The sequence below is a fragment of the Actinosynnema sp. NPDC023794 genome (genome assembly GCF_040639675.1).
In the GTDB taxonomy this organism is placed as follows: domain Bacteria; phylum Actinomycetota; class Actinomycetes; order Mycobacteriales; family Pseudonocardiaceae; genus Actinosynnema; species Actinosynnema luteola.
The window spans coordinates 104,337-128,222 of sequence record NZ_JBFAFR010000009.1 but is presented as its reverse complement, the minus strand read 5'-3'; the positions used below and the strand labels follow the sequence as shown (position 1 = coordinate 128,222).

25 protein-coding genes are annotated in these 23,886 nt (G+C 72.4%); 12 read left to right on the top strand and 13 right to left on the bottom strand.

Features of this window, described 5'->3' with window-relative positions; genetic code table 11:
- Window positions 1–143 precede the first annotated feature (143 nt).
- Entirely contained in the window at window positions 144–1,118 is a 975-nt protein-coding gene (locus AB0H12_RS20900) for a GNAT family N-acetyltransferase (RefSeq protein ID WP_499624525.1), read from the bottom strand.
- Window positions 1,119–1,426: 308 nt separating this feature from the next.
- On the opposite strand from AB0H12_RS20900, the gene AB0H12_RS20895 reads away from it, so the two are divergent.
- On the top strand, window positions 1,427–2,527 hold the full coding sequence (locus AB0H12_RS20895; RefSeq protein WP_499624642.1) for a BMP family lipoprotein: 1,101 nt from the start codon (window positions 1,427–1,429) through the stop codon (window positions 2,525–2,527).
- Window positions 2,528–2,578: 51 nt separating this feature from the next.
- On the opposite strand, the gene AB0H12_RS20890 is transcribed toward AB0H12_RS20895, so the two are convergent.
- Window positions 2,579–3,268 (bottom strand): DUF2306 domain-containing protein, encoded by a 690-nt coding sequence (locus AB0H12_RS20890; protein ID WP_499624524.1) that lies wholly within the window; start codon window positions 3,266–3,268, stop codon window positions 2,579–2,581.
- Between the two features lie 254 nt (window positions 3,269–3,522).
- On the opposite strand from AB0H12_RS20890, the gene AB0H12_RS20885 reads away from it, so the two are divergent.
- The 5 genes from AB0H12_RS20885 to AB0H12_RS20865 all read left to right on the top strand — a co-directional run bounded on the left by AB0H12_RS20885 (window position 3,523) and on the right by AB0H12_RS20865 (window position 7,486).
- Window positions 3,523–4,491 carry a TetR/AcrR family transcriptional regulator C-terminal domain-containing protein gene (locus tag AB0H12_RS20885; RefSeq protein WP_499624523.1) on the top strand — a complete coding sequence of 323 codons (969 nt, stop codon included), beginning with the start codon at window positions 3,523–3,525 and terminating at the stop codon, window positions 4,489–4,491.
- 78 nt (window positions 4,492–4,569) lie between these two features.
- Window positions 4,570–4,884 (top strand): lycopene cyclase domain-containing protein, encoded by a 315-nt coding sequence (locus AB0H12_RS20880; protein ID WP_499624522.1) that lies wholly within the window; start codon window positions 4,570–4,572, stop codon window positions 4,882–4,884.
- Window positions 4,877–5,203: a lycopene cyclase domain-containing protein gene (locus AB0H12_RS20875; protein WP_499624521.1), complete on the top strand. Its 327-nt coding sequence runs from the start codon at window positions 4,877–4,879 to the stop codon at window positions 5,201–5,203. The genes AB0H12_RS20880 and AB0H12_RS20875 overlap by 8 nt, the downstream gene beginning before the upstream one ends.
- A complete protein-coding gene (locus AB0H12_RS20870) occupies window positions 5,181–5,897 on the top strand; it encodes a class I SAM-dependent methyltransferase (RefSeq protein ID WP_499624520.1) in 717 nt (238 codons plus the stop codon). Before AB0H12_RS20875 ends, AB0H12_RS20870 begins: the two co-directional genes overlap by 23 nt.
- Complete coding sequence (locus tag AB0H12_RS20865; protein WP_499624519.1) at window positions 5,894–7,486, top strand: FAD-dependent oxidoreductase; 1,593 nt, start codon at window positions 5,894–5,896, stop codon at window positions 7,484–7,486. The genes AB0H12_RS20870 and AB0H12_RS20865 overlap by 4 nt, the downstream gene beginning before the upstream one ends.
- Window positions 7,487–7,503: 17 nt before the next feature.
- Here the strand turns inward: AB0H12_RS20865 and AB0H12_RS20860 are convergent, their stop codons facing one another.
- On the bottom strand, window positions 7,504–7,944 hold the full coding sequence (locus AB0H12_RS20860; RefSeq protein WP_499624518.1) for a MarR family winged helix-turn-helix transcriptional regulator: 441 nt from the start codon (window positions 7,942–7,944) through the stop codon (window positions 7,504–7,506).
- Window positions 7,945–8,005: 61 nt separating this feature from the next.
- On the opposite strand from AB0H12_RS20860, the gene AB0H12_RS20855 reads away from it, so the two are divergent.
- On the top strand, window positions 8,006–8,548 hold the full coding sequence (locus tag AB0H12_RS20855; RefSeq protein WP_499624517.1) for a hypothetical protein: 543 nt from the start codon (window positions 8,006–8,008) through the stop codon (window positions 8,546–8,548).
- A gap of 48 nt (window positions 8,549–8,596) precedes the next feature.
- Here AB0H12_RS20855 and AB0H12_RS20850 read toward each other — a convergent pair whose 3' ends face one another.
- The 4 genes from AB0H12_RS20850 to AB0H12_RS20835 all read right to left on the bottom strand — a co-directional run bounded on the left by AB0H12_RS20850 (window position 8,597) and on the right by AB0H12_RS20835 (window position 11,743).
- Complete coding sequence (locus AB0H12_RS20850) at window positions 8,597–9,463, bottom strand: MerR family transcriptional regulator (protein WP_499624516.1); 867 nt, start codon at window positions 9,461–9,463, stop codon at window positions 8,597–8,599.
- Between the two features lie 11 nt (window positions 9,464–9,474).
- On the bottom strand, window positions 9,475–9,759 hold the full coding sequence (locus AB0H12_RS20845; protein WP_499624515.1) for a WhiB family transcriptional regulator: 285 nt from the start codon (window positions 9,757–9,759) through the stop codon (window positions 9,475–9,477).
- Window positions 9,760–9,839: 80 nt separating this feature from the next.
- The gene (locus AB0H12_RS20840; protein WP_499624514.1) at window positions 9,840–10,802 is read right to left on the bottom strand and encodes a DUF5914 domain-containing protein; all 963 of its coding nucleotides are present in this window, start codon (window positions 10,800–10,802) and stop codon (window positions 9,840–9,842) included.
- A gap of 14 nt (window positions 10,803–10,816) precedes the next feature.
- Entirely contained in the window at window positions 10,817–11,743 is a 927-nt protein-coding gene (locus AB0H12_RS20835; RefSeq protein WP_499624513.1) for a phytoene/squalene synthase family protein, read from the bottom strand.
- A gap of 148 nt (window positions 11,744–11,891) precedes the next feature.
- Here AB0H12_RS20835 and AB0H12_RS20830 point away from each other — a divergent pair, with 148 nt between their 5' ends.
- Window positions 11,892–12,998 (top strand): polyprenyl synthetase family protein, encoded by a 1,107-nt coding sequence (locus AB0H12_RS20830; RefSeq protein ID WP_499624512.1) that lies wholly within the window; start codon window positions 11,892–11,894, stop codon window positions 12,996–12,998.
- Between the two features lie 13 nt (window positions 12,999–13,011).
- Complete coding sequence (gene crtI / locus AB0H12_RS20825; protein ID WP_499624511.1) at window positions 13,012–14,481, top strand: phytoene desaturase family protein; 1,470 nt, start codon at window positions 13,012–13,014, stop codon at window positions 14,479–14,481.
- 26 nt (window positions 14,482–14,507) lie between these two features.
- Here the strand turns inward: crtI and AB0H12_RS20820 are convergent, their stop codons facing one another.
- Window positions 14,508–14,804, bottom strand: coding sequence for a DUF3140 domain-containing protein (locus AB0H12_RS20820; RefSeq protein ID WP_499624510.1), 297 nt, complete (start codon window positions 14,802–14,804; stop codon window positions 14,508–14,510).
- Complete coding sequence (locus AB0H12_RS20815) at window positions 14,801–15,016, bottom strand: hypervirulence associated TUDOR domain-containing protein (protein WP_499624509.1); 216 nt, start codon at window positions 15,014–15,016, stop codon at window positions 14,801–14,803. Before AB0H12_RS20815 ends, AB0H12_RS20820 begins: the two co-directional genes overlap by 4 nt.
- Before the next feature lie 326 nt (window positions 15,017–15,342).
- On the opposite strand from AB0H12_RS20815, the gene AB0H12_RS20810 reads away from it, so the two are divergent.
- Together AB0H12_RS20810 and AB0H12_RS20805 are read left to right on the top strand one after the other, a co-directional pair.
- Complete coding sequence (locus tag AB0H12_RS20810) at window positions 15,343–16,686, top strand: NAD(P)/FAD-dependent oxidoreductase (RefSeq protein ID WP_499624508.1); 1,344 nt, start codon at window positions 15,343–15,345, stop codon at window positions 16,684–16,686.
- Complete coding sequence (locus AB0H12_RS20805) at window positions 16,683–18,284, top strand: aminotransferase class I/II-fold pyridoxal phosphate-dependent enzyme (protein WP_499624507.1); 1,602 nt, start codon at window positions 16,683–16,685, stop codon at window positions 18,282–18,284. The genes AB0H12_RS20810 and AB0H12_RS20805 overlap by 4 nt, the downstream gene beginning before the upstream one ends.
- A gap of 125 nt (window positions 18,285–18,409) precedes the next feature.
- Here the strand turns inward: AB0H12_RS20805 and AB0H12_RS20800 are convergent, their stop codons facing one another.
- The 3 genes from AB0H12_RS20800 to sigK all read right to left on the bottom strand — a co-directional run bounded on the left by AB0H12_RS20800 (window position 18,410) and on the right by sigK (window position 20,165).
- Window positions 18,410–18,805: an HNH endonuclease gene (locus AB0H12_RS20800; RefSeq protein WP_499624506.1), complete on the bottom strand. Its 396-nt coding sequence runs from the start codon at window positions 18,803–18,805 to the stop codon at window positions 18,410–18,412.
- Window positions 18,806–18,933: 128 nt separating this feature from the next.
- Window positions 18,934–19,569: an anti-sigma factor gene (locus tag AB0H12_RS20795; protein WP_499624505.1), complete on the bottom strand. Its 636-nt coding sequence runs from the start codon at window positions 19,567–19,569 to the stop codon at window positions 18,934–18,936.
- Window positions 19,566–20,165 carry an ECF RNA polymerase sigma factor SigK gene (gene sigK, locus AB0H12_RS20790; protein ID WP_499624504.1) on the bottom strand — a complete coding sequence of 200 codons (600 nt, stop codon included), beginning with the start codon at window positions 20,163–20,165 and terminating at the stop codon, window positions 19,566–19,568. Before sigK ends, AB0H12_RS20795 begins: the two co-directional genes overlap by 4 nt.
- Before the next feature lie 297 nt (window positions 20,166–20,462).
- Here sigK and AB0H12_RS20785 point away from each other — a divergent pair, with 297 nt between their 5' ends.
- Window positions 20,463–21,473: an SMP-30/gluconolactonase/LRE family protein gene (locus AB0H12_RS20785; protein WP_499624503.1), complete on the top strand. Its 1,011-nt coding sequence runs from the start codon at window positions 20,463–20,465 to the stop codon at window positions 21,471–21,473.
- 102 nt (window positions 21,474–21,575) lie between these two features.
- Here the strand turns inward: AB0H12_RS20785 and AB0H12_RS20780 are convergent, their stop codons facing one another.
- Window positions 21,576–23,837: an NACHT domain-containing protein gene (locus tag AB0H12_RS20780; RefSeq protein WP_499624502.1), complete on the bottom strand. Its 2,262-nt coding sequence runs from the start codon at window positions 23,835–23,837 to the stop codon at window positions 21,576–21,578.
- Window positions 23,838–23,886 lie beyond the last annotated feature (49 nt).

Here is a 23,886-nt window from a genome sequence, read left to right as displayed (position 1 = left end):
CACACCGGTCGACCACGCGCAGAGCTGTTCCCTCGCACTCGCTGATCCCCACGTCCAACGCCCACGGTCGCATGCCGCGGAACACCGCACCCGGCAACTCGACGCCTCCGAGGGTTCCTGCCGCGCTTGTTCTCGAGCACGAGTCACACTTCGAGCGCCCAGCGCACGTGCCGCATCGTCGGCGTGAAGCCGGCCTTCTCGAAGATCCCGGTCGAGCCGAAGGGGTCCGCCGAGTCCACGCTCACGCCGGCGCGGTCGTAGCCCTGGTCCGCGACCGCACGCAGGGCGTGCCCGACCAGCGCGCCGGCGACACCCCGCCTCCGGTGCTCCCGGAGCGTTCCGACGAGCATGAAGCGGGCCTCGCGGATGCCGGTGGCCGCCGTGTCGGCCTCCCAGTGCATGGTCACCAGCATGCCCACCGCGGTCCCGTTCGCCACGTCGCGGAGCAGGAAGCTCGCCTCCGGCCGGAACGTCTGGTTGGTGATCTTGTTCTGCCACGCGTCCACGGGCATCGGCGCCGAACCCCAGTGGTCCTGGAACGAGGAGTTCCGGATAGACCGGAACTCCTCGTCGTTCCGCGCCGACCACGGTTCGACCCGCAGGCCTTCGGGGATGCCCGCGTCGGGGACCGCGTCGCCGAGCGGGTGCTCCAGGTACTGGTAGTAGCGGACCGGCGCGAAGCCCTGGGAGCGGACGAGTTCGGGCACACCGGCGATGTGCTCGACCTTGTGGACGTCGACCACGAGCTTGAGCGTGGGGTGGTGCCGCGCGTGCACCACCTTCGCCGCCGCCACCCCGGCTGCCACGAGCGCGGCGCCGATGCCCCGGCGGCGGTAGTCGGGGTGGACACCGCCGTCGAGGAAGGCCCGGTGGACCTCTTCCGCGACCGGCTTGTGGCGGACCTTCATGTAGCCGACCATCACGTCACCGTCGAAGGCGGCGAGGCTCGCGCGCTCCAAGTCGGTGTAAGGATCGATCAGCTCCTGGAGGGTGTCCTCCTCGGTGTAGTTCTCGCCGATCCGGTCCACGGTCTCGATGGCGTTGAGGAGGTCGGCCGACGCCTTGGCGTCCTCGCCGGTGAGCGACCGCCACGTGAGCGAGGCGGGTTGTTCGTCCATGCGGCGCACAGTATTGCCCGCGCGTGGGGTTGTCGCTTGGTTTCCGGTCCGGTCGCGGCGTCGGGTCCCTTGTGGGCGATCGGCGTTCCGCGACCGTCCACTCGACCGATTGCCGCACCCGGAGCCGAACGCCGTTCCCAGTGGGTGAACGCTCGTCCGGACGGTCGCGGCGAGCAAGGTACGGTCCGTCGCGCGAGCCCGGACACCCCCACCGGGGGGAGTGTCCGCTCGACGAACTGGGAGGGAACCGAGCCGTGCGCCGTCCTGTCCGTGGCACCGCTGTGGCCGCTATCGCGCTGACCGCCCTCATGGTGGTGAGCGCCTGCGCGAAGGACTCCGGTGGCGGCACCGGGTCGACCGACGTCGCCGGCGCCGCGTGCGAGTTCGCGACGCCGCCCAGCCCACCCGCCACGTCGAGCACCAGCGCCGCCAACGACGACGAGGACGGCGACAAGGTCGACGGGAGCGGGCTGAAGATCGGCCTGGCCTACGACATCGGCGGCCGTGGCGACGCGTCGTTCAACGACCTCGCCGCCGCCGGGTTCGACCGGGCGATCAAGGACCTGGGGGTCGCGAAGGAGAACACCCGGGAGCTCTCCGCCGCCCCGAACGAGGACGAGTCGGTGAAGCAGTCCCGGCTGCGCCAGCTCGCGCGCGAGGGCTTCGACCCGATCATCGGCGTCGGCTTCGCGTACACCGAGGCGCTGAAGGTCGTCGCGCCGGAGTTCCCGGACGTGGAGTTCGGTCTGGTGGACTCGGCCGTGGAGGGCGCGCCCAACGTCACGCCGCTGGTCTTCGCCGAGCAGGAGGGCGCGTTCCTGGCCGGCGTCGTGGCCGCGTACCAGAGCAAGAAGTGCCACGTCGGCTTCGTCGGCGGCGTCGACATCCCGCTGATCCACAAGTTCGAGGCCGGCTACGTCCAGGGCGCGAAGGCCGCCGCGCCGAAGATCGTGGTGGAGAAGAAGTACATCACGCCGGCCACCGACTTCACGGGCTTCCAGGACCCGGCGAAGGGCCTGGAAACCGCGAAGGGCCTCATCGAGAAGGGCGCGGACGTCCTCTACCCGGCCGCGGGCGCGTCCGGCATCGGCGTCTTCTCCGCCGTGAAGCAGGCGGGTGTGCTGGCGATCGGGTGCGACGCCGACCAGTACAACCAGCCGGCGCTCGCGGACACGAAGGACGTCATCGTCGCGTCGAGCCTCAAGCGCGTCGACGTGGCGGTGTACGACTTCTTCAAGGCCGCCGCGAAGGACGACCTGGACTCGTTGCCGGAGGTCTTCGACCTCAAGGTGAACGGTGTCGGTTACGCCACGTCGGGCGGCCGGATCGACGCGAACCTGCAGGGCATCCTCGAAGGGTTCAAGGCCCGGATCATCGAGGGCCGGATCAAGGTCTCCGACAAGCGCTAGTCCGTGCCGCGGGGCGTTGCGGGGAAGCGTCCCGCAACGCCCCGCAGCCGATCACCGGACCTGAGCGGTCGCGTCCGCGCCACGCGGCGTCCCGGTCGTCGTGCCCGTGTCCCGGGCGGCCGGACGGCGGGCGGCGGGCTTGCGGCGTTCCAGCACCCAGTCCGTGATCAGCAGCAGGAGCAAGGGGCTGAGCCAGACCCCGATGCTCGCGGAGCTGTGCTGCAGCAGTTCCCAGCTGCCCTTGAACATGGTGTCCAACTGCGGCGTGAGCACGATCGTGGCGACGATGTTGACGATCCGGCTCAGCACGATCGACATGCTCAGCGCGAAGCTGCGCGACATCCACCTGCGGTGATCCTGGTAGCGGCGCCGGCGCGCCATCCACAGCCCCGTGATCGTGACCGCCACCCACAGCGCGGAGCCCACGAGGTTGGCCACTCGGACGGAAGGGCCCGCCGCGGTGTGCCAGCCGATGTAGAGCCCGAGCACGCCGGCGGGCAGCGCACCGGCGAAGACGTAGATCCGGCCGGTGATCCGGTGCCCGCGCGGGTGGCTCGTGCGGAACGAGGGCCAGACCTGGAAGCACGCGGTCACCATGGCGACGGCGCCGAAGACGACGTGCGCGACCAGCAGCGGGTAGTAGAGGTCGTTGCCCTCCGGCGGCGCCAGGCGGGACAGCGACGGGTCGAAGGTCAGGTAGGGCGGCACGGAGAAGGCGAGGAACGCCGCTGCCACCGTCATCAGCGGCGCGATCCAAGGGCGCCGCCACCAGACCGGCGCACGGCGGGGCGGAGCGGTGCGCGGCGCGTTCGAGGTCGAGGTCGAGGTCGAGGTCATGACGATCCGCCCGCGATGGGGCCGGACCGACGGACGAGCAGGTGCGTACACCGTATTGGCAACATGCGTACACCGTATCGAGCAGGCACGCCATGACCGCGTTTTACCAGCAAAAAGTGCACTAGTACGGACAGGAACTGGACTAGTACGATTCCGGCATGTCGTCACCACTGCGGCCGAACCCTCCGTACCGGCGGATCGTCGCGGAACTCCGCGCCCGGATCCTGGCCGGCGACCTGCGGCCCGGCGACCGGATGCTCTCCACGCGGCAGATCGCCCAGCGGTGGGGCGTCGCGGTCGCGACCGCGACCAAGGTGGTGGCGGCCCTTCGCGACGACGGGCTGGTCGAGACGAAGGTCGGCTCCGGCACGGTGATCAGCGCCCGCGCCGAGCCGGCGCGGTCGACCGAGCGGACCGCGTCACCGCGGCGGCGGGAGGGCGTCCCCCAGCAGGCGTTGCACCGCGAGCACGTCCTGCGCACCGCCATCGCGATCGCCGACGTCGAAGGGCTCGACGCCGTGTCCATGCGGCGACTGGCGGCCGAACTCGGCGTCGGCCCGATGTCGCTGTACCGGCACGTGGAGAACAAGGACGAGCTGGTGGCGCAGATGGCCGACGAGGTCTTCGGCGGCGCGGACCTGCCCGTCGAGGGGCCACCGGGGTGGCGGGCCAAGCTGGAGCTGATCGCCCGCCGGCAGTGGCAGCTGTGCCGGCGGCACCTGTGGCTGCCCCGAGCCGTCTCGTTCACCCGACCGATGCTGGTGCCCAACATGATGACCCAGACGGAATGGGTCCTGCGCGCGCTCGACGGGCTCGGACTGCCCGTCGCGACACGGGTACGCGAGGCGCTCACGCTGCACACGCTGGTCATCAGCACCGCCCTGCCCCTGGCGGACGAGGTCGAAGCCGAGCAGGAGACCGGCGTGCCGCTGGACCAGTGGTGGCCGGCGCAACGCGCACGAACGGACGAGCTCCTCGCGAGCGGGCGGTTCCCGTTGCTGGCCACGATCCCGCAGGACGTGGCGTCGGACCTGGACCAGCTCTTCGAGTACGGCCTCGCACGTCACCTCGACGGGTTCGCCGCCCTCCTCGGGGAGCACGCGGCTCCGCAGCCACCCGATCGGTGACCCGAGGTGGGACCGCTTGTCGTGCGGACCCACGCGCGTGCTCTTAGTGTCGACGGCAGGCAGAGCCGCGGAGGTGCGATGAGGAGCCAGTACGAGTACGTGGCGGTGCTCGCCGCGTGCTTGCTCGTCACGGCGCCGTTGGAGTGGGTGGGCCGTGGTGTGTACCGCCGCGGGCCGGACGTGGCCCGGTCGGTCGTGCCCGTGCTGCTGGTGCTGGTCGTGTGGGACGTGGTGGCGATCGCGCGCGGGCACTGGAGCTTCCACCGAGACAGCACGACGGGCGTGGTGCTGGCCGGTGTCCTGCCGATCGAAGAGGTGTTGTTCTTCGTCGCCATCCCGCTCTGCGCGTTGCTGACCTACGAAGCCGTCGGTCGGCTGTTGCGCGATGGCTAGGGAGTACCTGCTGGCCGCGGTGACCGCGGCGGTCCTGGTGGTGCTGTGGGAGCTCCTGGTGCTGCGCACGGGGTTGTTCCGGAGTCCCGTCTACTGGGTCACGATGGCGATCGTGCTCGGCTTCCAGGTCCCGGTGGACGGGTGGCTGACCAGGCTCGACGCGCCCATCGTGCGGTACGCGGACTGGGCGATCAGCGGTGTGCGGGCGCCGTGGGACATCCCGGTCGAGGACTTCCTGTACGGATTCGCGATGGTGACCGCGGTGCTGCTGCTGTGGGAGCGGAGGAGGGGTGCGCGTGACCCGGCTGACCGCCGCTGACGTGCCGGGGTCGTTCGACGGCGCGGCGGAGGGCTACGACCTGCTGGTCGGCCTCAACCCCGGTTACCACCGGGCGTTGCGGACCTCGGCGCGGGCGCTCGGCCTGCGTGGGCGTGGCGCCGGTCTGCGCCTGCTGGACCTGGGCTGCGGCACGGGCGCGTCGACCGCGGCGTTGCTGGACGTGGCGCCGGACGCGGAGATCGTCGCGGTGGACGCGTCCGTCGGGATGCTCGCGCGGGCACGGGCCAAGCGGTGGCCGGACACCGTCACGTTCGTGCACAGCCGCGTCGAGGACCTGGACGTCCGGGGGCCGTTCGACGCGGTGTTCGCCGCCTACCTCGTGCGCAACCTGCCCGATCCCGACGCCACGCTCCAAGTCGTGCGCCGGTTGTTGAAGCCGGGGGCGCCCCTCGTCCTGCACGAGTACTCCGTGCGCGACTCCGTGCCGCGCACGGTGATCTGGACCGCCATGTGCGGACTCGTCGTCGTGCCGGCCGGGTGGCTGCTCACCGGCGACCGCTCGCTCTACACCTACCTGTGGCGCAGCGTGCTGCGGTTCGACGGCGCGGGCGCGCTGCGCGACCGACTCCGGCGCAACGGGTTCGTCGGCGTGCGCAGCCGCCCGGCGGCCGGGTGGCAGCTCGGTGTGGTGCACACCTTCGCCGGGCGTGCGCCGGAACGCGAGCGCCCGTGAGGCCTCGTGACCGCAAGGCGGTTCGCGTCGCCGCACCAGCGGGTCGCGCGCGGTTCGAAGGGGACGCGCCGACGGTGGTCGTGGTCGGCGCGGGCATCGCGGGGCTGGCCGCCGCGACGATCCTGGCCGAGCGCGGCGCCCGGGTCGTGGTGTGCGAGCGCGAGCACCACCTCGGCGGCCGGGTGGGCGGGTGGCCGACCCGGCTCGCCGACGGCAGCGAGGTCACGATGACGCGCGGCTTCCACGCGTTCTTCCGGCAGTACTACAACCTGCGCTCGTTGCTGGGACGGGTCGACCCGGGCGGTCGGGCGCTGGTGGGCCTGCCCGACTACCCGCTGTGGCACGCCGGCGGGCACCGCGACGGGTTCGCCGGGCTGCCCACGACCCTGCCGTGGAACGCGTTGGCGTTCCTGCGCCGCAGCCCGACGTTCCGGTGGTCGGACCTGCCGTCGGTGGACGCGCGGGCGGCGTTGCCGCTGCTCGACGTGTCGGTGCCGCAGGTCTACCGGGAGCTCGACGGGCTGGACGCGGCGACCTACCTGGAGCGCATCCGCTTCCCCCGGCCCGCGCACGCGCTGGCGTTCGAGGTGTTCTCGCGCAGCTTCTTCGCCCACCCGAGCCGCATGTCGGCGGCCGAGCTGGCGGTGATGTTCCACATCTACTTCCTCGGCTCGTCGGAGGGTCTGCTGTTCGACGTGGCGGCCGACCCGTTCCCGCACGGCCTGTGGGAACCGCTCGGTCGCCACCTCGCCGAGCTGGGCGCCACCGTGCGGCGGGGCGTCGAGGTGCGGTCGGTGCGACCCGGCGGGACCAGGCGGTTCGCCGTGGACGTGGCCGGTGACGTGCTCGACGCGGACGCGGTCGTGCTGGCCGCCGACGTGCCGGGGCTGCGCCGGGTCGTGGCCGCGTCACCCCGGCTGGGCGACGCCGGGTGGCGCGAGCGGATCGCGGAGCTGCGGACGGCGCCGCCGTTCCTGGTGTCGCGGTACTGGCTCGACCGGCCGGTGGACCCGGACCGCCCGGGTTTCCTCGGCACCAGCGGGTACGGCCTGCTGGACAACGTGAGCGTGCTCGACCACTACGAGCACGAGGCGCGGTCCTGGGCCGCGCGCACCGGTGGTTCGGTGGTGGAGCTGCACGGGTACGCCCTGCCGTCCGACGAGCCCGATCCCCGGGCGCGGCTGTGGGAGCAGCTCACCGAGGTCTACCCGGAGGCCAAGCGGGCGGGTGTGGTGGACGAACGCCACGAGCTGCGGGCCGACTGCCCGCTGTTCCCCGCGGGAGGGTACGCCCGTCGACCCACCGTGGGCACCCCGGACGAGCTCCTCGTGATGGCGGGCGACCTGGTGCGGATCGACCTGCCCGTCGCGCTGATGGAACGCGCGGCGACGACGGGGTTCGCCGCGGCGAACCGGCTGCTGAGCCGGTGGGGCGTGGCCGGGACGGAGCTGTGGAGCGTGCCCACCGCGGGTCGGGGGCCTCTGCTGCGCGCCGTCGCCCGCCGTTGGGGCCGGACCCCGGAGGTCGACGACCCGTCACAGCGCCGCGACGGCACTGGTGCGGATGGGTGGCCGCGCCGTTCGTCGTAGACGGACTTGGTGCGGCGTCAACGGCTGTTCTCGCCGGACAGCAATCGCTCGACGATGTCCTTGAGCGCCTTCGCGTCGTCGGGGCCCAGGCGGTCCAGCAGGTGACGACGAGTCGAGGCGTCCAGGGTCGGCACCGACGCGTCCACCGTGCGCCGTCCCGCCGGTCGCAGGGTGACTTCGACCCCGTTCGCGACCTTGCCGCGCACGATGTACTCGCGCTTCTCCATCCTGGTCAGCAGGTGCGAGAGCCGGGTCCGGTCCCAGCCCAGGGCCGCGGCGATGGCGTTCTGCCGCAGTGCACCGCCCGATTCGTGCAGGCACACCAACACGCTCAGCTCTGCCTCGGAGAGGCCGGACGCCGTGGTCATGTCGGCGATGACCGCGGCGCGAACCGTCTCGTGCGCGCGCTTCCACAGCAGCCACAGCTCCGTCGACCCACCCGGACCACGTGTTGACATGTCAACACCACCCTTCTGCGGTTCGACCCTACAAGGCAGCCCGGACTCAAGGACTTCTTCGATGCTCACCAGCCGATGGCACCACACCGACCTGCGCTTCGTGGCACTTCTCCCGCTAGTGCTCTTCCTCCCGGCCGTTGTCGCCTTCTTCGTGAACCCGCGCGTGGCGTGGGGGGAATACCTGGGCGTCTTCTTCCACCTCTCCATCCTCTTCCTCGTCTCGCGCCTGGACGCGGCGCCGTGGGCCAAGGCCGCCGGCTACGGGTGGGTGGCACTGGACGTGCTCGCCGGCATCCTGATGATCAACGACGTCGCGCACGACACCGCCTGGGCGGTCCGGCTCGGCGGACACGTCCTCGCCGGCGTCTGGATCGTGTCGAGTTCCCTGGTCAGCACGACGTGGCCGGTCCGCGCGGTCGGCGTGGTCACGGGCCTCTGGCTCGCCGCGTACTCCTTCGTGGGGAACGTGCTCCCGGAATCGTTCCTGCGCCCGGCCGGCATCTTGATCCTGATCTGGTTCGCCCTCCTGGCGATCTTCGACCGGTCACACGGGGAACGCGCGGCGGCACCGACGAGTTCGACGTCGGCGGCCGGGGTGGTGTGACGCGACGTCATCCACCGGTCGACTCCAGTGCCGTTGCCGGCCACGGCACTAGCCGCCGAGCGGGTCGACGACCAGGCGCACGGCTTCGGCCAGCGTGGCCGGCCGGCGCACGGACGCGGGCAACGGCAGCCCTTCCCAGCCGGGGCCCGCGGCCAGGAACACCGCGTCGGCGCCCCGGCTCAGTTCCTCGATCGGCACGGCGGCGGCGAGGTCGACGTGATGGGCCCAGATCACGACCACGGCCGGGCGCAGGCGTTCCAGCGCGGCGCGCAACGCCGTCGACGGCACCCGCGCGCCGAGGCCGCGCCACCGGCAGTCCGCTTCGGACAGTGCGGCGCCGAGTGCTTCCAGCGCCAACGTGTGCTGCTCGTCCGGCGCGCACGACAGCAACGCGGTCAGCACGCCGTCGCGGTCCGGGTCGGGCACCGCGCGCAGCGCGTGCAGCAGGCCGGCGCTGGCCAGGTGCTCCACCTCGATCCCGGCGCCGCGCTTGCGCACGCGGTCGCCCAGCTCGACGAGGAACGGCGCGAGCACCTCCTGCCAGGCGACCACCACGCCGTGACCGGTGATCAGCTCGGCCGCCAGCCGCCGCACGCGCGGCTCGTCGAGCCGGTCGGCGGCGGTCAGGAACCCGCGCCGGGCGGACCGGGCCGCGGCGGCGGTGAGTTCGGGCCCGGCCGGCCGGGGTGGGGCCGGGGTGTGCTGCCGCGACTGCAGCGCCGCGGCGGCGGGCGCGACGCCTTGCGCGGTCAACGCGATCATGCGCCGCAGCCGGTCGACCTCGTCGTCGCGGTAGCGGCGGTGACCGCCTGCCGTGCGGTCGGACGGTCCGAGGCCGTAGCGCTGGTCCCACGTGCGCAGCGTGGTCGGCGAGATGCCGAGCATCGCCGCGACCGCGCGGGGTGTCCAACTCATCGGCTGCGGACTCACCCCCTGGCGCGTGCGGAGAGCATAGCCCGCAGTTCTCTCTCGCCGAGGCCGCCCCAGACGCCGAACGTCTCGTGCACTTCCAGGGCGTGCTCACGGCACTCTCGCATCACCGGGCACCGGTTGCAGATGGCCTTCGCCATGGCTTCGCGCTGCTCGCGGGCGGAGCCGCGCTCGTTGGGCGGGTGGAAGAAGCAGGTGCTGTCCATGCCTCGGCACAGACCGGAGAGCTGCCACTCCCAGGACTCGGCGACGGGGCGGGGCAGGCGGGAGAGCTCAGGCATGGCACGTGTCCTCCGCGAGTCGACGACGATGACGAGCCCATCGTAAATTCGACTCAGAACCGTTTCAACTTGAGCCGGTCTCATCCGGGCAACGCGCCCCTCGAGCGGAGGGCGTACCGGCGCTCGGCATAGGCGAGGTCGTCGCGCCACAGCCGTGCGGCGGCCCACCGCATCGCCGGCCGGATCGCCGGCGCAGCCCTCCTGACCAGCGTGAACCCGCGTCGATCCGAGTGCGCGACGGTGGCCTCGACCACGGCCGTCCGCCCGTCGCCCAGCGGGGTGGCGTGGGTTTCGACCACGCTGCCCTCCCCCTCTCCGGCGACGATGCGCATCACCACCGTGCGCGGCTCGGGGCAGGTGAACTCGGCGGTCACCGGCACGCCGAGCCTGCCGAGCACCCGGAACGTCACCTCGACCAGGAACCGGTCCCGCTCCTCGGTGGGCGTCTCCAGCACCCGGAGGTTCGCGAACGAGTAGGGGTGGAACCACGCCCCGTGCCACGGGTCGAGCCGGTTCGCGATCACGTCCTCGGGCTCGCAGCGGCCGACCAGCGTGGTGACCGCGTCGAGCACCCTGCCCACCGGACGTGCGGGCAGCACCGGCCCGAGCAGCGGTTCCTCGCCGCCCACGTCGTCCAAGCGCACCCAGACGAGCACGCCGTCGTCGTGCGCGGGGAACGGGCTCCACCCGCCGAACCGCTCACCGCCCAGCGCGAGCCCGTGCCACCGGCAGACCAGCTTGCCGCCGGCGACCGCCCCGTCGCACAGCGGCGCGCCCAGGTGGGGGCACGAGCCGGGACCGGCCAACGGCACGTCACCCGGCCCGCGCCACAGCACCACCTCGCGCCCGGCGACGGTCCGGCCGAACGGCCGGTCCCGCACCACCTCGCGGCTCGCGGCGACGACGAACCAGTTGCCCGACGGCCGGGCGGTGGCGCGTTTCAGCGCCGCCTCTATGAGCGCGGGTTTCGCGTCCCGCCAGGTCGGTTCCTGCTGCGCCCAGGGCGGGCTGGTGAACGCGCGCAGCGGCAGGCGGTCGGGCATGTCCCCTCCGGTGGTCAGGCCGTGCGGGCGAGCACGGCCTTGGCGAACGCGGGCAACGCGACCGCGAGCCGTCTGCCGTTCGACACCGCGACGCGCCGGGACAGCACGTCGTGGTCCGCTTCCTCGACCAGGTCGAGGATCCGCCCGTAGAGCCGGTACGCGGTGTTCACGCACGGCCGCGACCGGGGGTCGAGCATCGCGATGCCCGGCAGCGCCCGGGCGTAGACCTCGCGGGTGCGGTGGACCTGGTCGCGCAGCGCCGCCCGGATCCGGTCGTCGACCCGGCCGGCGGCACGGGCGCACGCCAGCCGGTCCCGGTCGACGCCGAAGGCCGCCAGCTCGTCGGCGGGCAGGTACACCCGGCCGCGGTCGAGGTCCTCGCCGACGTCGCGGATGAAGTTCGTGAGCTGGAAGGCGATCCCGAGCGCGGCGGCGGCGGGCTCCGCCTCCTCCCGAGGCACGACCGTCCCGAGCACCGGCAGCACCTGCAGGCCGATGACCGCCGCCGAACCGTGGACGTACCGCATGAGCTCGGCGCGGGTCGCGTAGTCGGTGACGGTCAGGTCCATCCGCATGGACGCCATGAAGTCGCGGAAGTGCGCGGTGGTGATGTCGTACCGGCGCACGGTGTCCAGCAGCGCCGCGACCACGGGATCGGAACTCGTGCCGCGGTCCAGCGCGGAGGCGAGGTCCGCCTCGACGGCCGCGAGGCCCTCGGCCTTGCGCTCCGGTCCGCTGTGGACTTCGTCGACGATGTCGTCGACCCGGCGGGCGAACCCGTACAGCGCGTGGACGGCGGGCCGCTGCTCCGGGCCGAGCATCCTCGTCGCCAGGAAGTACGTGCGGCCGTGCTCGGCGTTGAGCGCGCGACACCGTCGATAGGCGTCGCGCAGCTGTGGCTCGGTGATGCCCGCGGCATCCAGTTCCCGGTCTGCGGACATGCGTCGGCGTCCTTCCCGCGATGGCACCTCCTCACGCTAAGTCGGCCCGCGACGCACCGCACAACCAACGCCGCTCGTTGTGCGGGACCTGTGTCGCGCTGCTTAGCTCGATCCGCTGAGTCCCGACCCACCACGCGAGGGAGCGACGATGTCGCTGTTGGCCGGCGTCGACACCCGCACGCCCACTCCTCCGGCGCCTGACGCGTTCACGGCGCTGTTCGCCGGCGAGCTGGACGACTTCTTCCGCACGCGTCCGCAGGTCGACGCGGCACGGGAACTGGTCGAGGAGGTGCGGGAGCTGGCCCTGGCCGGCGGCAAGCGGATCAGGCCCGCGTTCGCGTGGTGGGGGTGGCGGGCCGCCGGCGGCGAGGCGCGCGGCGAGACGGCCGAGACCGTCGTGCGCGCGCTCGTGGCGTTGGAGCTGCTGCAGTGCTGCGCGCTGGTGCACGACGACGTGATGGACCATTCGGCGACCCGGCGCGGCAGACCCGCCGTGCACGAGGCGTTCGCCGCGCGGCACCGGCGGTCGCGCTGGTCGGGCAGCGCCCGCCGCTACGGCGACTCCACCGCGATCCTGGCCGGCGACCTCGCGTTGGCCTGGGCGGACGACGCGCTCGTCACGGCCGGGCTCCCCGCCGACGCGCTGCAACGCGCGTGGCAGCCGTGGCAGCGGATGCGGACGGAGATGATGGCCGGTCAGCACCTCGACCTGCGCGCCGCCGCGGGCCGGGACCGGTCGTTGGAGGGCGCCTTGCGCGTCGCGGCGCTGAAGACCGCCGCCTACACCGTCGAACGCCCGCTCCACCTCGGCGCCGCGCTCGCCGGGGCGCCCGCCGAGGTGATCGAGTGCCTGCGCGAGTTCGGCCGCGACATCGGCGTGGCGTTCCAGCTGCGCGACGACCTGATCGGCATGTTCGGCGACCCGGCGGTGACGGGCAAACCGGTCGGCGAGGACCTGCGCGAGGGCAAGCGCACCCCGTTGATGGCGATCGCGATCGCGCGGGCCACCGCGGCGGGTGACCACGCGGCGGTGCGGACGCTGCTCCGCTGCCTCAGCAGCGCGCCCGTGACCGACCGGACGGTGACCGTCGCGCGGGCGCTGCTGATCGACCACGGCGCCGTGGACACCGTGGAGGAGCACATCGAAGCGTTGACCACCAGCGGCCTCGCCGCGCTCGACCGGGCGGCCGTCGACGACGTCGCCCGCACGCACCTGAGGCAGCTGGCGGCCAAGGCCGTCCGCCGCCGCGATTGACGGGGGGAGCGCCGTGGCGCACCTGGTGAGGGGTCGCACCGACTCGGTCGTCGTGATCGGCGCGGGCCTGGCCGGCCTGTCCGCCGCGCTGCACCTGCGCGGGGCGGGGCACGAGGTGACGGTGCTGGAGCAGCACGGCCACCCCGGCGGCCTGGCGGGCAGGCTGGACGTGGCCGGCCACCTCGTCGACACGGGACCGACCGTGCTGACCATGCCGGAGCTGCTCGAGGACGCGTTCGCGGCGGTGGGCGGACGACTCGCCGACCACCTCGACCTGGTGCCGCTGCACCCGGCCTACCGGGCCGAGTTCGCCGACGGCAGCGCGCTCGACGTGCACACCGACGCCGACGCGATGGGCCAGGCGATCGCCGAGTTCGCAGGCGTCCGCGAAGCGGAGGGCTACCGAGAGCTCCGCGAGTGGCTGACCCGGCTGTACCGGGTCGAGCGCGACCGGTTCATCGGCGCGAGCTTCGACTCGCCGCTCGACCTCCTCGGCCGCGACCTCGTCACCCTCGCGCGGCTCGGCGGCTTCGGCTCCCTCTCGCGGGCGGTGGGTCGCTTCCTCCACGACGACCGGCTCCGCCGCGTCTTCACGTTCCAGGCCCTGTACGCCGGGGTGTCCCCCACCGACGCGCTCGCCGCCTACGCGGTGATCGCCTACATGGACACGATCGCCGGCGTGTGGTTCCCGCGCGGCGGCATGCGCGCGGTCCCGCAGGCCCTCGCCGACGCCGCGGCGGCGGCAGGGGTCCGGTTCCACTACGACACCGAGGTGGTCTCGCTCGACCGCACCGGCCCGCGGGTGACGGCCGTCCGCACCACGACCGGCCGCTTCCCGTGCGACGCCGTCGTGCTCGCCACCGGCTCCGCCCAGAGCACGCGGCTGCTGCGCGGCGAACCGCGGCGTCTCCTCGCGCTGCGGTGGTCGCCGTCCGCGGTGGTGGTGCACCTCGCGGCTCCGCGCGTGGTCGACGGGGTGGCGCACCACACCATCTCGTTCGGCGCCGCGTGGGAGGCCACGTTCGACGAGATCATCCGCGAGGGCCGCCTCATGAGCGACCCGTCCCTGCTGCTCACCACACCGACCGTCACCGACCCCGGACTGGCCCCGCGGGGACGGCACCTGCAGTACGTGCTCGCCCCGTGCCCGAACCTGGACGCCGCGCCGATCCGGTGGGACGCCGTCGGCCGCCGCTACGCCGCGGAGGTCGTCGACGAACTCGTCGCCCGCAAGCTGCTGGACCCCGACGTCGAGGTCCTGTCGGTGACGACGCCCGACGACTGGGCGCGGGCCGGCCAGGCCGCCGGGACCCCGTTCTCGGCGGCGCACACCTTCGCCCAGACCGGCCCGTTCCGCCCGCGCGACCTCCCGTTCCGCGACGGCAACGTCGTGCTCGCGGGCGGCGGCACCACGCCCGGCGTCGGCATCCCGCCGGTGCTGATCTCCGGCAGGCTGGCCGCCGAACGGCTTCGGCGGCGGTGACGAGCGGGGACTCGCCCGCCGCGTCGTCAGTCCTTGAGGGGGTCGTGCACCCAGTTCATGAGCGAGTAGCGCCACCGCGTGTGCGTGACATCCCCCTCAGGGCGCTGGGCGAGGTGCCGGTGGACGTAGCCGACGACCTTGCGCACGCGCGCCTGGTCGTCCTCGGTCAACTCGCCCTTCTTCGTCCTCGGCAGGTCCACGATCCGCCTGCCGGACTCGTGCCCGACCGATTCGCCGCCGTCGGACCGCGACTCGTCGGTGTCCGACCACCGCGCCGACTCGGCCGCCGTCATGTTCACGGCGTCCTCGAACTCGCCGCTCACGAGTCGTCCTTCAGCGCGGACGGCTTGTGCACGGCGTCCTTGCCGCTCTTGTCGCTGCGCACGCGGTACTGAGGCTCCTCCTCCGACGCGCGGACCTGCCTGCCCGCGGCCTCGGTGTCCTCGGTGATCTCCTCGACCACCTCGCCGTGCACGGTCTGCCCGTGGCTCGACCACGTGACCTCGTCGCCCTTGTGCAGCTTCTTCTCGCACACAAGCGAATTCTGCGCGGCCTCGTCCCGGCGCGCCGGACGGTGGCGCGCCGATCGGGCGTACGACGCGACAGGTTCACCCGGTGGCGTGGCCCGCCCCCGCGTCCCGGTCGCCCGCGCGACGCCATCACCCGATCGGGGCCCTACAGCGGATCAGCTGCGGGAAACGCGGACATGCAAGGAATCGTCACGTTGGAATTCGAACCAGTGCCGGACAGCGACTGATCGGGTCATCGGATTTGCCCATCACATAGGTGAATGACGGTGTGACGAAAGCCGGAAGTCGCTCGCCCATTCGGCCCTGTACAGGGTATGGAGGTGCTGTTGGGATGATCGACATGTACAACGCCATTGTGATAGGTGGTCGGTGTGCCGGGGCGGCGGTCGGCGCGCACCTGGCCCGACGGGGGCTCCGGGTCTTGGTGGTGGACCGGTCGCGTTTTCCCAGTGATGTCCTGTCCACGCATTTCGTCTGGCCGCACGGAGCGTCCTACCTGAACCGCTTGGGGGTGTTGGACCAGGTCCGGGCCGTGACGCCCGCCCACACCGAGGTCACGGTGGTCAACAACGGGATCGCCTTGCGCGGCAGCGTTCCCGAAGAGCTGCTGCGCAACCAGTTCCGGTTGCTGCACGACGACGACACCGGTATCACCACGGAGTACTTCTCGGTCCGCCGGCACGTGCTGGACAAGATCCTGGTCGACAACGCGGTGCGAGCCGGTGTCGAGTTCCGCGAGGGCTACACCGTCAAGGAGCTCCTCCGGGACGAGGACGGGACCGTCATCGGCATCAAGGGGCGGGACGGCACGGTCGAGCACGCGCAGGTGGTGATCGGGGCCGACGGGCGCAACTCCTTCGTCGCGCGGGCCCTCGGGGTCGAGAAGTTCGACGAGCGGCCGAGGTGCACCTTCGCCTATTGGAGCTACTTCAGCGGCATCCCCGACGCCGCCGCGCAGATCCACCGGCGGGGCAGGCTCGGGATGGCGATGGCCTCGACCAACCACGGGCAGACCATGGTGCTGACCTGGGGGCCCAGCGAGTGGGCCGCGGAGTTCCGGGCCGACGTCGAGGGCAACTTCCACCGCGCGCTCGGGCTGATCAGCGAGGAGGCGGCGGACACCGTGGCGCGGGCGCGGCGGGAGGAGCGCTTCTACGGGACGCTCGACCAGGCCGCGTACCTGAGGCAGCTGCACGGACCCGGCTGGGTGCTGGTGGGCGACGCCGAGTCGTTCAAGGACCAGTGCACGGCGCTCGGGATCACCCACGCCCTGCGTGACGCGGAGCTGGCCGCCGACGCGGTCGGCCGGTGGCTCGGCGGCGAGACCGACCGGGACACCGCCATGGCCGGGTACGCCGCCAAGCGGCGCAGCCAGACCGCCGCGGCCTACTACGACTACGTGTGCACGCTCGCGGAGATGAAGCCGCTGCGGCACGACGAGCTGCAGCTGTTCGCGATCCTGCGCGGCAACCAGGCGGAGACCGACCGCTTCATCGCCACCCACGTCGACGTGGCGCCGGTCTCGGAGTTCTTCGACCCGTCCAACGTGTTCCTGCTCAACGACACGGCCAAGGAGTCCTCGCGCGACCACGTCGCGTTCGCCGACTTCGAGGCGACCTACCGCGCGTACCAGCAGAACCCGTTCCTGCGAGTGGAAGCGGAGGCGACCCGATGACCGGCACCCTGCCGCACGAGCGCGAGGACGGCGAGGTCGTCGCCGCGCTCATCGCCGCCGCCGACGCGGCCGACATCGACCCGCTCGCCGCGTCCAAGTCGGTCGCCGAGGCCGCCCGCGAGGTGTCGGACATGATGCGGAACTGGGCGACCCACATCCCGTGGGAGGACCTGGAGGAGCTGGACACCCTCCCGGCGGACGAGGTGGTCCGCTTCTTCGGCGAGGACTACCCGGCGATCCGCGCCGACCTGGAGCCGATGTGGGAACCGGCGACGACGGCCGCGCCCGCGATCGACCCCGACGAGGACTACGCGCTCGACAAGAACGCCTACGACTTCTTCCGGCCGGTCGGGGCCAACCTGCTCGGCCGGACCGAGGAGTTCCACGGCTGGGTGGAGGCGCGCAGGCGCACCGAGACCTGGCAGTACTCCCGCGTCCTGGAGGCGGCGCCCGGTGGGTTCGCGACCATCACCAACGACCTGAGCAAACCGGCCAGGGGCATCAACTTCAACTCCCAGGACTACCTGTCGTTCAACGCCCACCCGGAGATCAGGGAGGCGGCGGTCCGGGCGATGCGCGACTTCGGCCCGCACAGCGCCGGGTCGCCGATGGTGCTGGGCAACACCCGCATCTCCGACGAGCTGGAGGTCGCCCTCGGCGAGCTGGTCGGCCTGGAGCACGTGACCCTGTTCTCGAACGGGTGGTCGGCGGGGTTCGGCACCGTCACCGGCCTGGTCCGCCAGGAGGACCACATCCTCATCGACCGCCTCGCGCACTCGTGCCTGCAGACGGGGGCGCGTGCGGCGACGAAGAACATCACCCGCTACACCCACCTCGACGTCGAGGCGGTGCGCGCCCACCTGGCCCGGATCCGCGCCACCGACACCCACAACGGCATCATGGTCATCACCGACGGCCTGTTCTCGGTGGACGCCGACTGGCCGGACGTCGTCGCCTTGCAGGAGATCTGCCACGCCTACGACGCGACCCTGCTGGTCGACGTCGCCCACGACCTCGGCTCGATGGGCCCCGGCGGCACCGGCGTCCTGGGCATGCAGGACATGCTGGGCAAGGTGGACCTGGTCATGGGCGCGTTCTCCAAGACCTTCGCCTCCAACGGCGGCTTCGTCGCGGCCGGGTCGCCCGCGGTGAAGCAGTACATCAAGATGTTCGCCGGGTCCCACTTCTTCTCCAACGCCCTGTCCCCCATGCAGACCGCGGTGGTGCTCAAGGCGGCCCAGATCATCCGCACCGACGAGGGCGACGCCCTGCGCGGGCGGCTGTTCTCGGCGATCCACGCCCTGCGCGACGAGCTGACGACGCGCGGGTTGACCTGCATGGGCTCGCCGAGCCCGATCGTGCCGGTCCTGATCGGGAACGAGAAGCTCGCCCGGACGGTCAACCGCCTGCTGTTCGACCGCGGGGTGCTCGCGTTCATGGTCGAGTTCCCCGTCACCCCGACCGGCGCCTCGCGCTTCCGGTTGCAGGTGCAGGCCGCGCACGAGCCGGAGCAGGCGAGGGAGGCGGCCCGCATCATCGACGAGGCCCTGCGCGACGCGCGGGAGCACCTGTCCAGCGCGTTCGGCAACTCGTTCTGACGGGAAGGGCGCTCGCGGCGAACGCGAGCGCCCTTCCCCGCCGCACGCCTGATGAGGTCGGCCGGCGTCGAGCCGATCCGCGACCGGCCGGACCGCCGCCCGCGTGAAGCCGTGGAATCCGCCGGCTAACCAAGCGCCTCGTCGTGCGCACCGCTCTCTCGGACGACCGGGCTCGCGAACCGCGACGCCAGCTCGGCGTTGACCTCCACGTGGCGGAGCAGGAACGCCCGCTCGTCCAGCCGCTTGCGCCTCAGCCAGCCGGTGACCTCGTCGTTGCACTTGCTCGCGTTGCACGACCCGCACGCGGGCACGATGTTGTCGAGCGTGTACCGCCCGCCGCGCGACAGCGCCTGCACGCAGTCCTTCTGGAGGGGCACCCCGGTGGACCCGCAGTAGGCGCAACCACCCCAGGCGTCCTTGAGCGCCGTCCACTGCGCCACGGAGAGGTCGTGCTCGACGCGCTCCATCCGGCGCTTCCGCTTGCGCGCGGCACGTGCCCTCCTGCTCCCACCGACGGCCATGCGCGAACCTTACGCTCCGTCACCCCTCCGGCACCGGCGGACCCGCCGGGCACGGCGGCGTGCCGGACCCGCGTGGTCGCGTCCACATCGGGTGTTCGTGGCGGATCTCCCTTCGTGGTCGGTGTTCCTCAGACGAGCGGAAGGACCACCGCGGTCGGTGTCGTGGGACGGGCGGATCCGCCCCGCGGCTCCACCGTCAGCCCCACGGCCTCCCTGCCCGTGAAGCCGCTCGCCAGCAGGGGTTCGGCGTGCCCGTCGGACGACGTGAGCAGCCCGGCCGGTCGCGGCCCGTCGGCGCCGATCAACCACAACTGGTACGTGCGGTCCTCGGGCAGTCGCGGCAAGCCCTGGGCGAGGAAGAGGACTTCGCCCTCGGCGGAGGACGCCACCACGGCGCCCGTGCCGCCGCCCGTCACCTCACCGCGGACGAGCTTGGCGTCCGGTGCGGCCAGCAGGTCGGCCATCCGGCTGTGGTAGCCGTCGACCTGTTCCAGCGCTCGCAGCTCCCGTTCCAGTCGGCGGTTGGTGTCCACGCCCTGGATACCCGACGTGATGGCGACCGCGATGCCCGCCGCGGCGGCGAGCGCCGCGGTCCGGCGCAACCACACACCCGCGGTCCGGGCCGGACGGGACGGCTTCGGTCCGGTGGGGACGGTCTTCGCCTGGTCGTCCTCCGGAGGGAGCTGCCGGGTGTCGGCGATGGCGTCGAGCACGTAGGCCCCGATCAGCGTGTGGACCTCGGCGCGCGCGGTGCGGTCGGTCACCGGTTCACCCCCAGGCAGTCGCGCAGTCTGATCAAGCCGTCACGCATCCTCGTCCTGACCGTGCCCAGCGGGATGCCGAGCACGGAGACCGTCTCCGGGTAGGTGCAGCCCTGGAAGTAGCCGAGCAGGATGGACTCCCGCCGCAGGTCGGTCAACGTCGACAGGCACCTCCGCACCTGCCGCCGCTCGAGGCGCGCGGCGACCTGCTCGCTGACCGCGTCGAACGGCGTCTCGACGTCACGACGGGCGGCGACGTCCTCGCGCCGGGTCGCGGCCTGCGCGGAGCGGACCCGGTCCACCGCACGGCGGTGCGCCATCGTCATCACCCACGCCGACGCGCTGCCCCGCTCCGGGTCGAAACGGGCGGCGGTGCGCCACACCTCCACCAGCACCTCCTGCGTGACCTCCTCCGACTGCGCGTGGTCCCGCAGGATCCGGCGGACCAGGCTCAGCACCTTGCCCGCCATCGCGTCGTACAACCGCTCGAACGCCTTGTCGTCACCGCGCGCCACCAGGCACAGCAACTCCTCGGCCGAGGCGTCACCCGCGTCATCGACACCCACTACCGCTTGGAGCTCGCGCTCGCGCCCTGCCATCGTGACCTTCCCGATCGACTGGTCCCGAGAGGCGTTCGTCGCCGACCCCTCTTCGGTTCGCGACGAGGAAAGTGACGCCCGTCACATAGGTCGGTTGAGCCGCCGGCCGACCATGGCTGTCGGCGCCACCTATCACGGAGCCGACCCGATGACCTTGTCGACGACGAACCGGTTGCGCTACGGTGCGATTGGGAGCGCTCCCAATCGCACTGGTCGACACCTGGCGACGACATGCTCCGCCCCGGCGTGTTAGCGATAACAAGCCGATTGCCTTGTCCGCCAAGACAAGGAGACACCATGACTCACCGCAGTGCATCGCGCCACCGTCGCTCGCGGACGCTCACGGCGGTCGCGATCGCCGTCGCCGGTGCCGTGGCCCCCGGCGGTTCCGCCGACGCCGCAACGGCCTCACCGTGCACCCCGGGCGCGAGCTACGGCCCACCGCTGCCGACCCGCGCGGTGGCGGCCCAGCTCATCCGGGGCGGGTTCAACTTCCTCGAAGGCCCGACGTGGGACCAGCGCACCGGCACCTTGCTGCTGTCGCACATGCAGCGCCCCACCGGTCCGCAGGGCGTGCAACCTTCGGCGGTGCTCCGGCACACGCCACCGGCCACCTTCGAGACGTTCGTCGCCGACTCCGGCAGCAACGGCCTCGCGATCACGCCCGACGGCACGCGGTTGCTCGCCGCCACCCACGACAACCGCACCCTCTCCGCCTACAACCTGACCGACCGCAGCCGCACCACGGTCGCGGCCGACTACCTCGGCCGCGCCTTCAACTCCCCGAACGACCTGACCACCGGCCCGGACGGCACCACCTACTTCACCGACCCGAACTACCAGCGCGGCAACCGCGCCGACGAACAAGGCGGGCGCACCGGTGTCTTCCGCGTCCGCGACGGCGTGGTCAGCCTCGTCGACGACACGCTGCGGCAGCCCAACGGCATCGTCCTGTCGCCTGACGGCAAGACGCTCTACGTCGGGGCCACCGCGAGCAACACGATCGTGAAGTACACCGTCCTCCCCGACGGCACCACCGGCAGCCGCACGACGTTCGCGAGCATCCGGACGCCGGACGGCGCGACCGTCGACTGCGCGGGCAACCTGTACTGGGCCTCCTACGACGAGGGCCTCGTCCACGTCTTCTCCCCGTCGGGCGAACGGCTCGGCAGCATCTCCGCCGGGCGCAACAGCACCAACGCGGCGTTCGGCGGGCCGGACGGGCGGACGCTGTACATCACCTCCGGTGTCTCCGGCGGGTTCGGCCTCTACCGGACGTACCTCAACGTGCCCGGGAACCCGTACTGAACGAACCGGTCTCCATCCTGGCCCGGTGTGACGCGTGCGGCGATCGTCGAGGCGGCGGGTGTCGTGGTCGGCGCGGGCGGCACCCGGGTCAGGACGTGCGTGCTAGCCGGAGCTCTCGTTCACCCGTCGGCGCACCCGTTGGGCGAGCTCGACGGGGTCGCAGTCGGCCAGGTGGTCCCGGATGAGGCGATGCGCGAACCGGTACTCCGCACCCACCTGGATGAGCAGGATCCGTTCCGCGGCGAACCGCAGCAGGACCGTGCGCCGCCAGGGCAGCTCCGCCGCGGCCAGCGGCCGGGCCAACACCTCCGCCAGCCCGTCGGTCATCACGTCGACCGGGAAGGCGTCCACGGTGAAGACCGGGAACACCGCCAGCCCCATCAGCAGACCGGCGACCGGACCGACCACCGCCGCGTCCACCGGCGCGCCGGGCGAGGCCGCGGCCAGGCCGGCGCAGGCGCCGAGCACCATCACCACCCCGCCGAGCAGGCTCCACGGGATGCGGGTCGTCACCGGGACGTGGACCGACCACCACACCGCGGAGAACGCGTTGGCCACCACCGCGAAGACCGCGCCGAGGAGCAGTCCGACGGCCAGCCCGCCCAGCAGCCCGGGTGACGGACCGGTGTGGGCCATCACCGCGACCGGCAGGGCCATCGCCACCACACCGAAGTAGACCGGGCCGTCGCGCTCGGCCACGATGGCGAGGACGCTGCCGAGCACGAGCGTGGCCAGCAGCACGAGCCCGTAGGCCGTCGGAGCGGCCCAGGTGTGCGCGACGTGCTCCGCCACCGCGGCCACCGGCACGGCCGCCGCCGCCACGGCCCCGCCGACACCGAACGCGACCGCCGACGACCTCCACCCCCGTCCGGTGCGCGGGTCGACCGGCATCGCCGGTGCGGAGATCCGGTGCATGACGAACAACGCCGCGGGCAGACAAGCGCTCACGACGAGCGCCGGAACCATCCCGTAGCGCAGGGCCACCACCGCCGCCGCGACGCCCGCGAACCCGGCGAGAAGGGCCGGCACGACGCGGGTCGCGAGACCGACCACGGCGTCGGACGGCACGAACGGCAGCCACGCCACCCGCTGCGCCAACCGGCGGCGGGCGACGTCGTCGTTCCACAGCGGGCTCGACGCCAGGCGCGCCAGGAACCGCAGCCCGCGGATGACCTGCTCGTCGTCGAACGGGGCCGTGCCCGCCCGTCGGCGGACCAGCATCTCCACGACGTAGTCGTCGAACAGGCGGCGGTGGTGGTCGGCCGCCGTGCCGCCCTCGTCCAGCTCGTCGGCCTGACGGCCGGGTTTGTAGGTCAACGCCATGATGTTGAGCATCAAGGGCGTGACGAGCAGCTCCCACAGGCTTTCGCTGCGCCGCAACGCGGTGCGAACCCCGTCCAGCGCCGGGCCCACGGCGTCGAAGTAGTCGAGCAGGCGACCGCGGTCCAGCGGTTCGATGCGCACCGCGTCGTACAGCGCCAGCCTGCGCTTGAGCCGCTCGTAATCGGCGAGGCGGCACGCCACCGCGATCTGGAGGTTGTGCTCTTGGCGCAGGGCGTTGATCTCGTCGACGCAGCGGGCCCGGTCGTTGGCGTACACCTCGTCCAAGCCGTCGAGCAGCAGGGCGATCCGGCCGTCCCGCAGCCACACCTTCGCGGTGCCGGGCGGAATGCGGTAGCGCGCGCCCATCTGGGCGACGAGCCAGGTGCGGAAGTCCTGCGGGGCGGTGAGCTGCCCGTCGCCGCGCAACCGGCGACCCGAGGTCGACCACGACGCCAGGTCGATCAGGACGGGGACCGGCCGCTCCGGGTCGTCCCGCGCTTCGGCGAGCAGCGACAGGCACAGGTTGAGCAGCAACGTGCTCTTGCCCGCGCCCGGCGCGCCGAGGACCAGCAACTCGTGCCGCTTGTCGTCGAACAGCTCGGCGACCTGGTCGCTCGTGTAGGCGACGCCGTCCGGCTCGTCGGGGTCCTCGACCCAGTCGATCGCGCGCACCACCATGTCCGGTTCGGCGGACAGCGCGAGCTCCAGCTGGACCCGCACCACGAGGGAGCTGTTCCGCCGCTGCACCGCCCACCGCTCGACGCGCTTGCGCGCCGCCTCGAGGTTCCCCGGGTGGTCGGCCTTGGCGAACAGGTAGGACGTCCCCTTGTCGCGCAACCGCTCCCACGTGCCGAGGAGCACGGTGAGCGCGGTGAGCCCCACGACCGCCGGCCAAAGCCAGCCCACGTACCCCGCCAGGAAGCCCGGCGCGGTGCCGCCGGTGCCCACGTTGATCGCGATGGGCAGCAGAACCAGCGTGGTGACCGACCCGGTCGCCACCACCGCGACCACGCGCGCGCTTCTCCCGAAACCCCGAGCCATGATCACCCTCCCCTGGTGATGGGGACGACCGTAGTGGGCGACCGCCGGC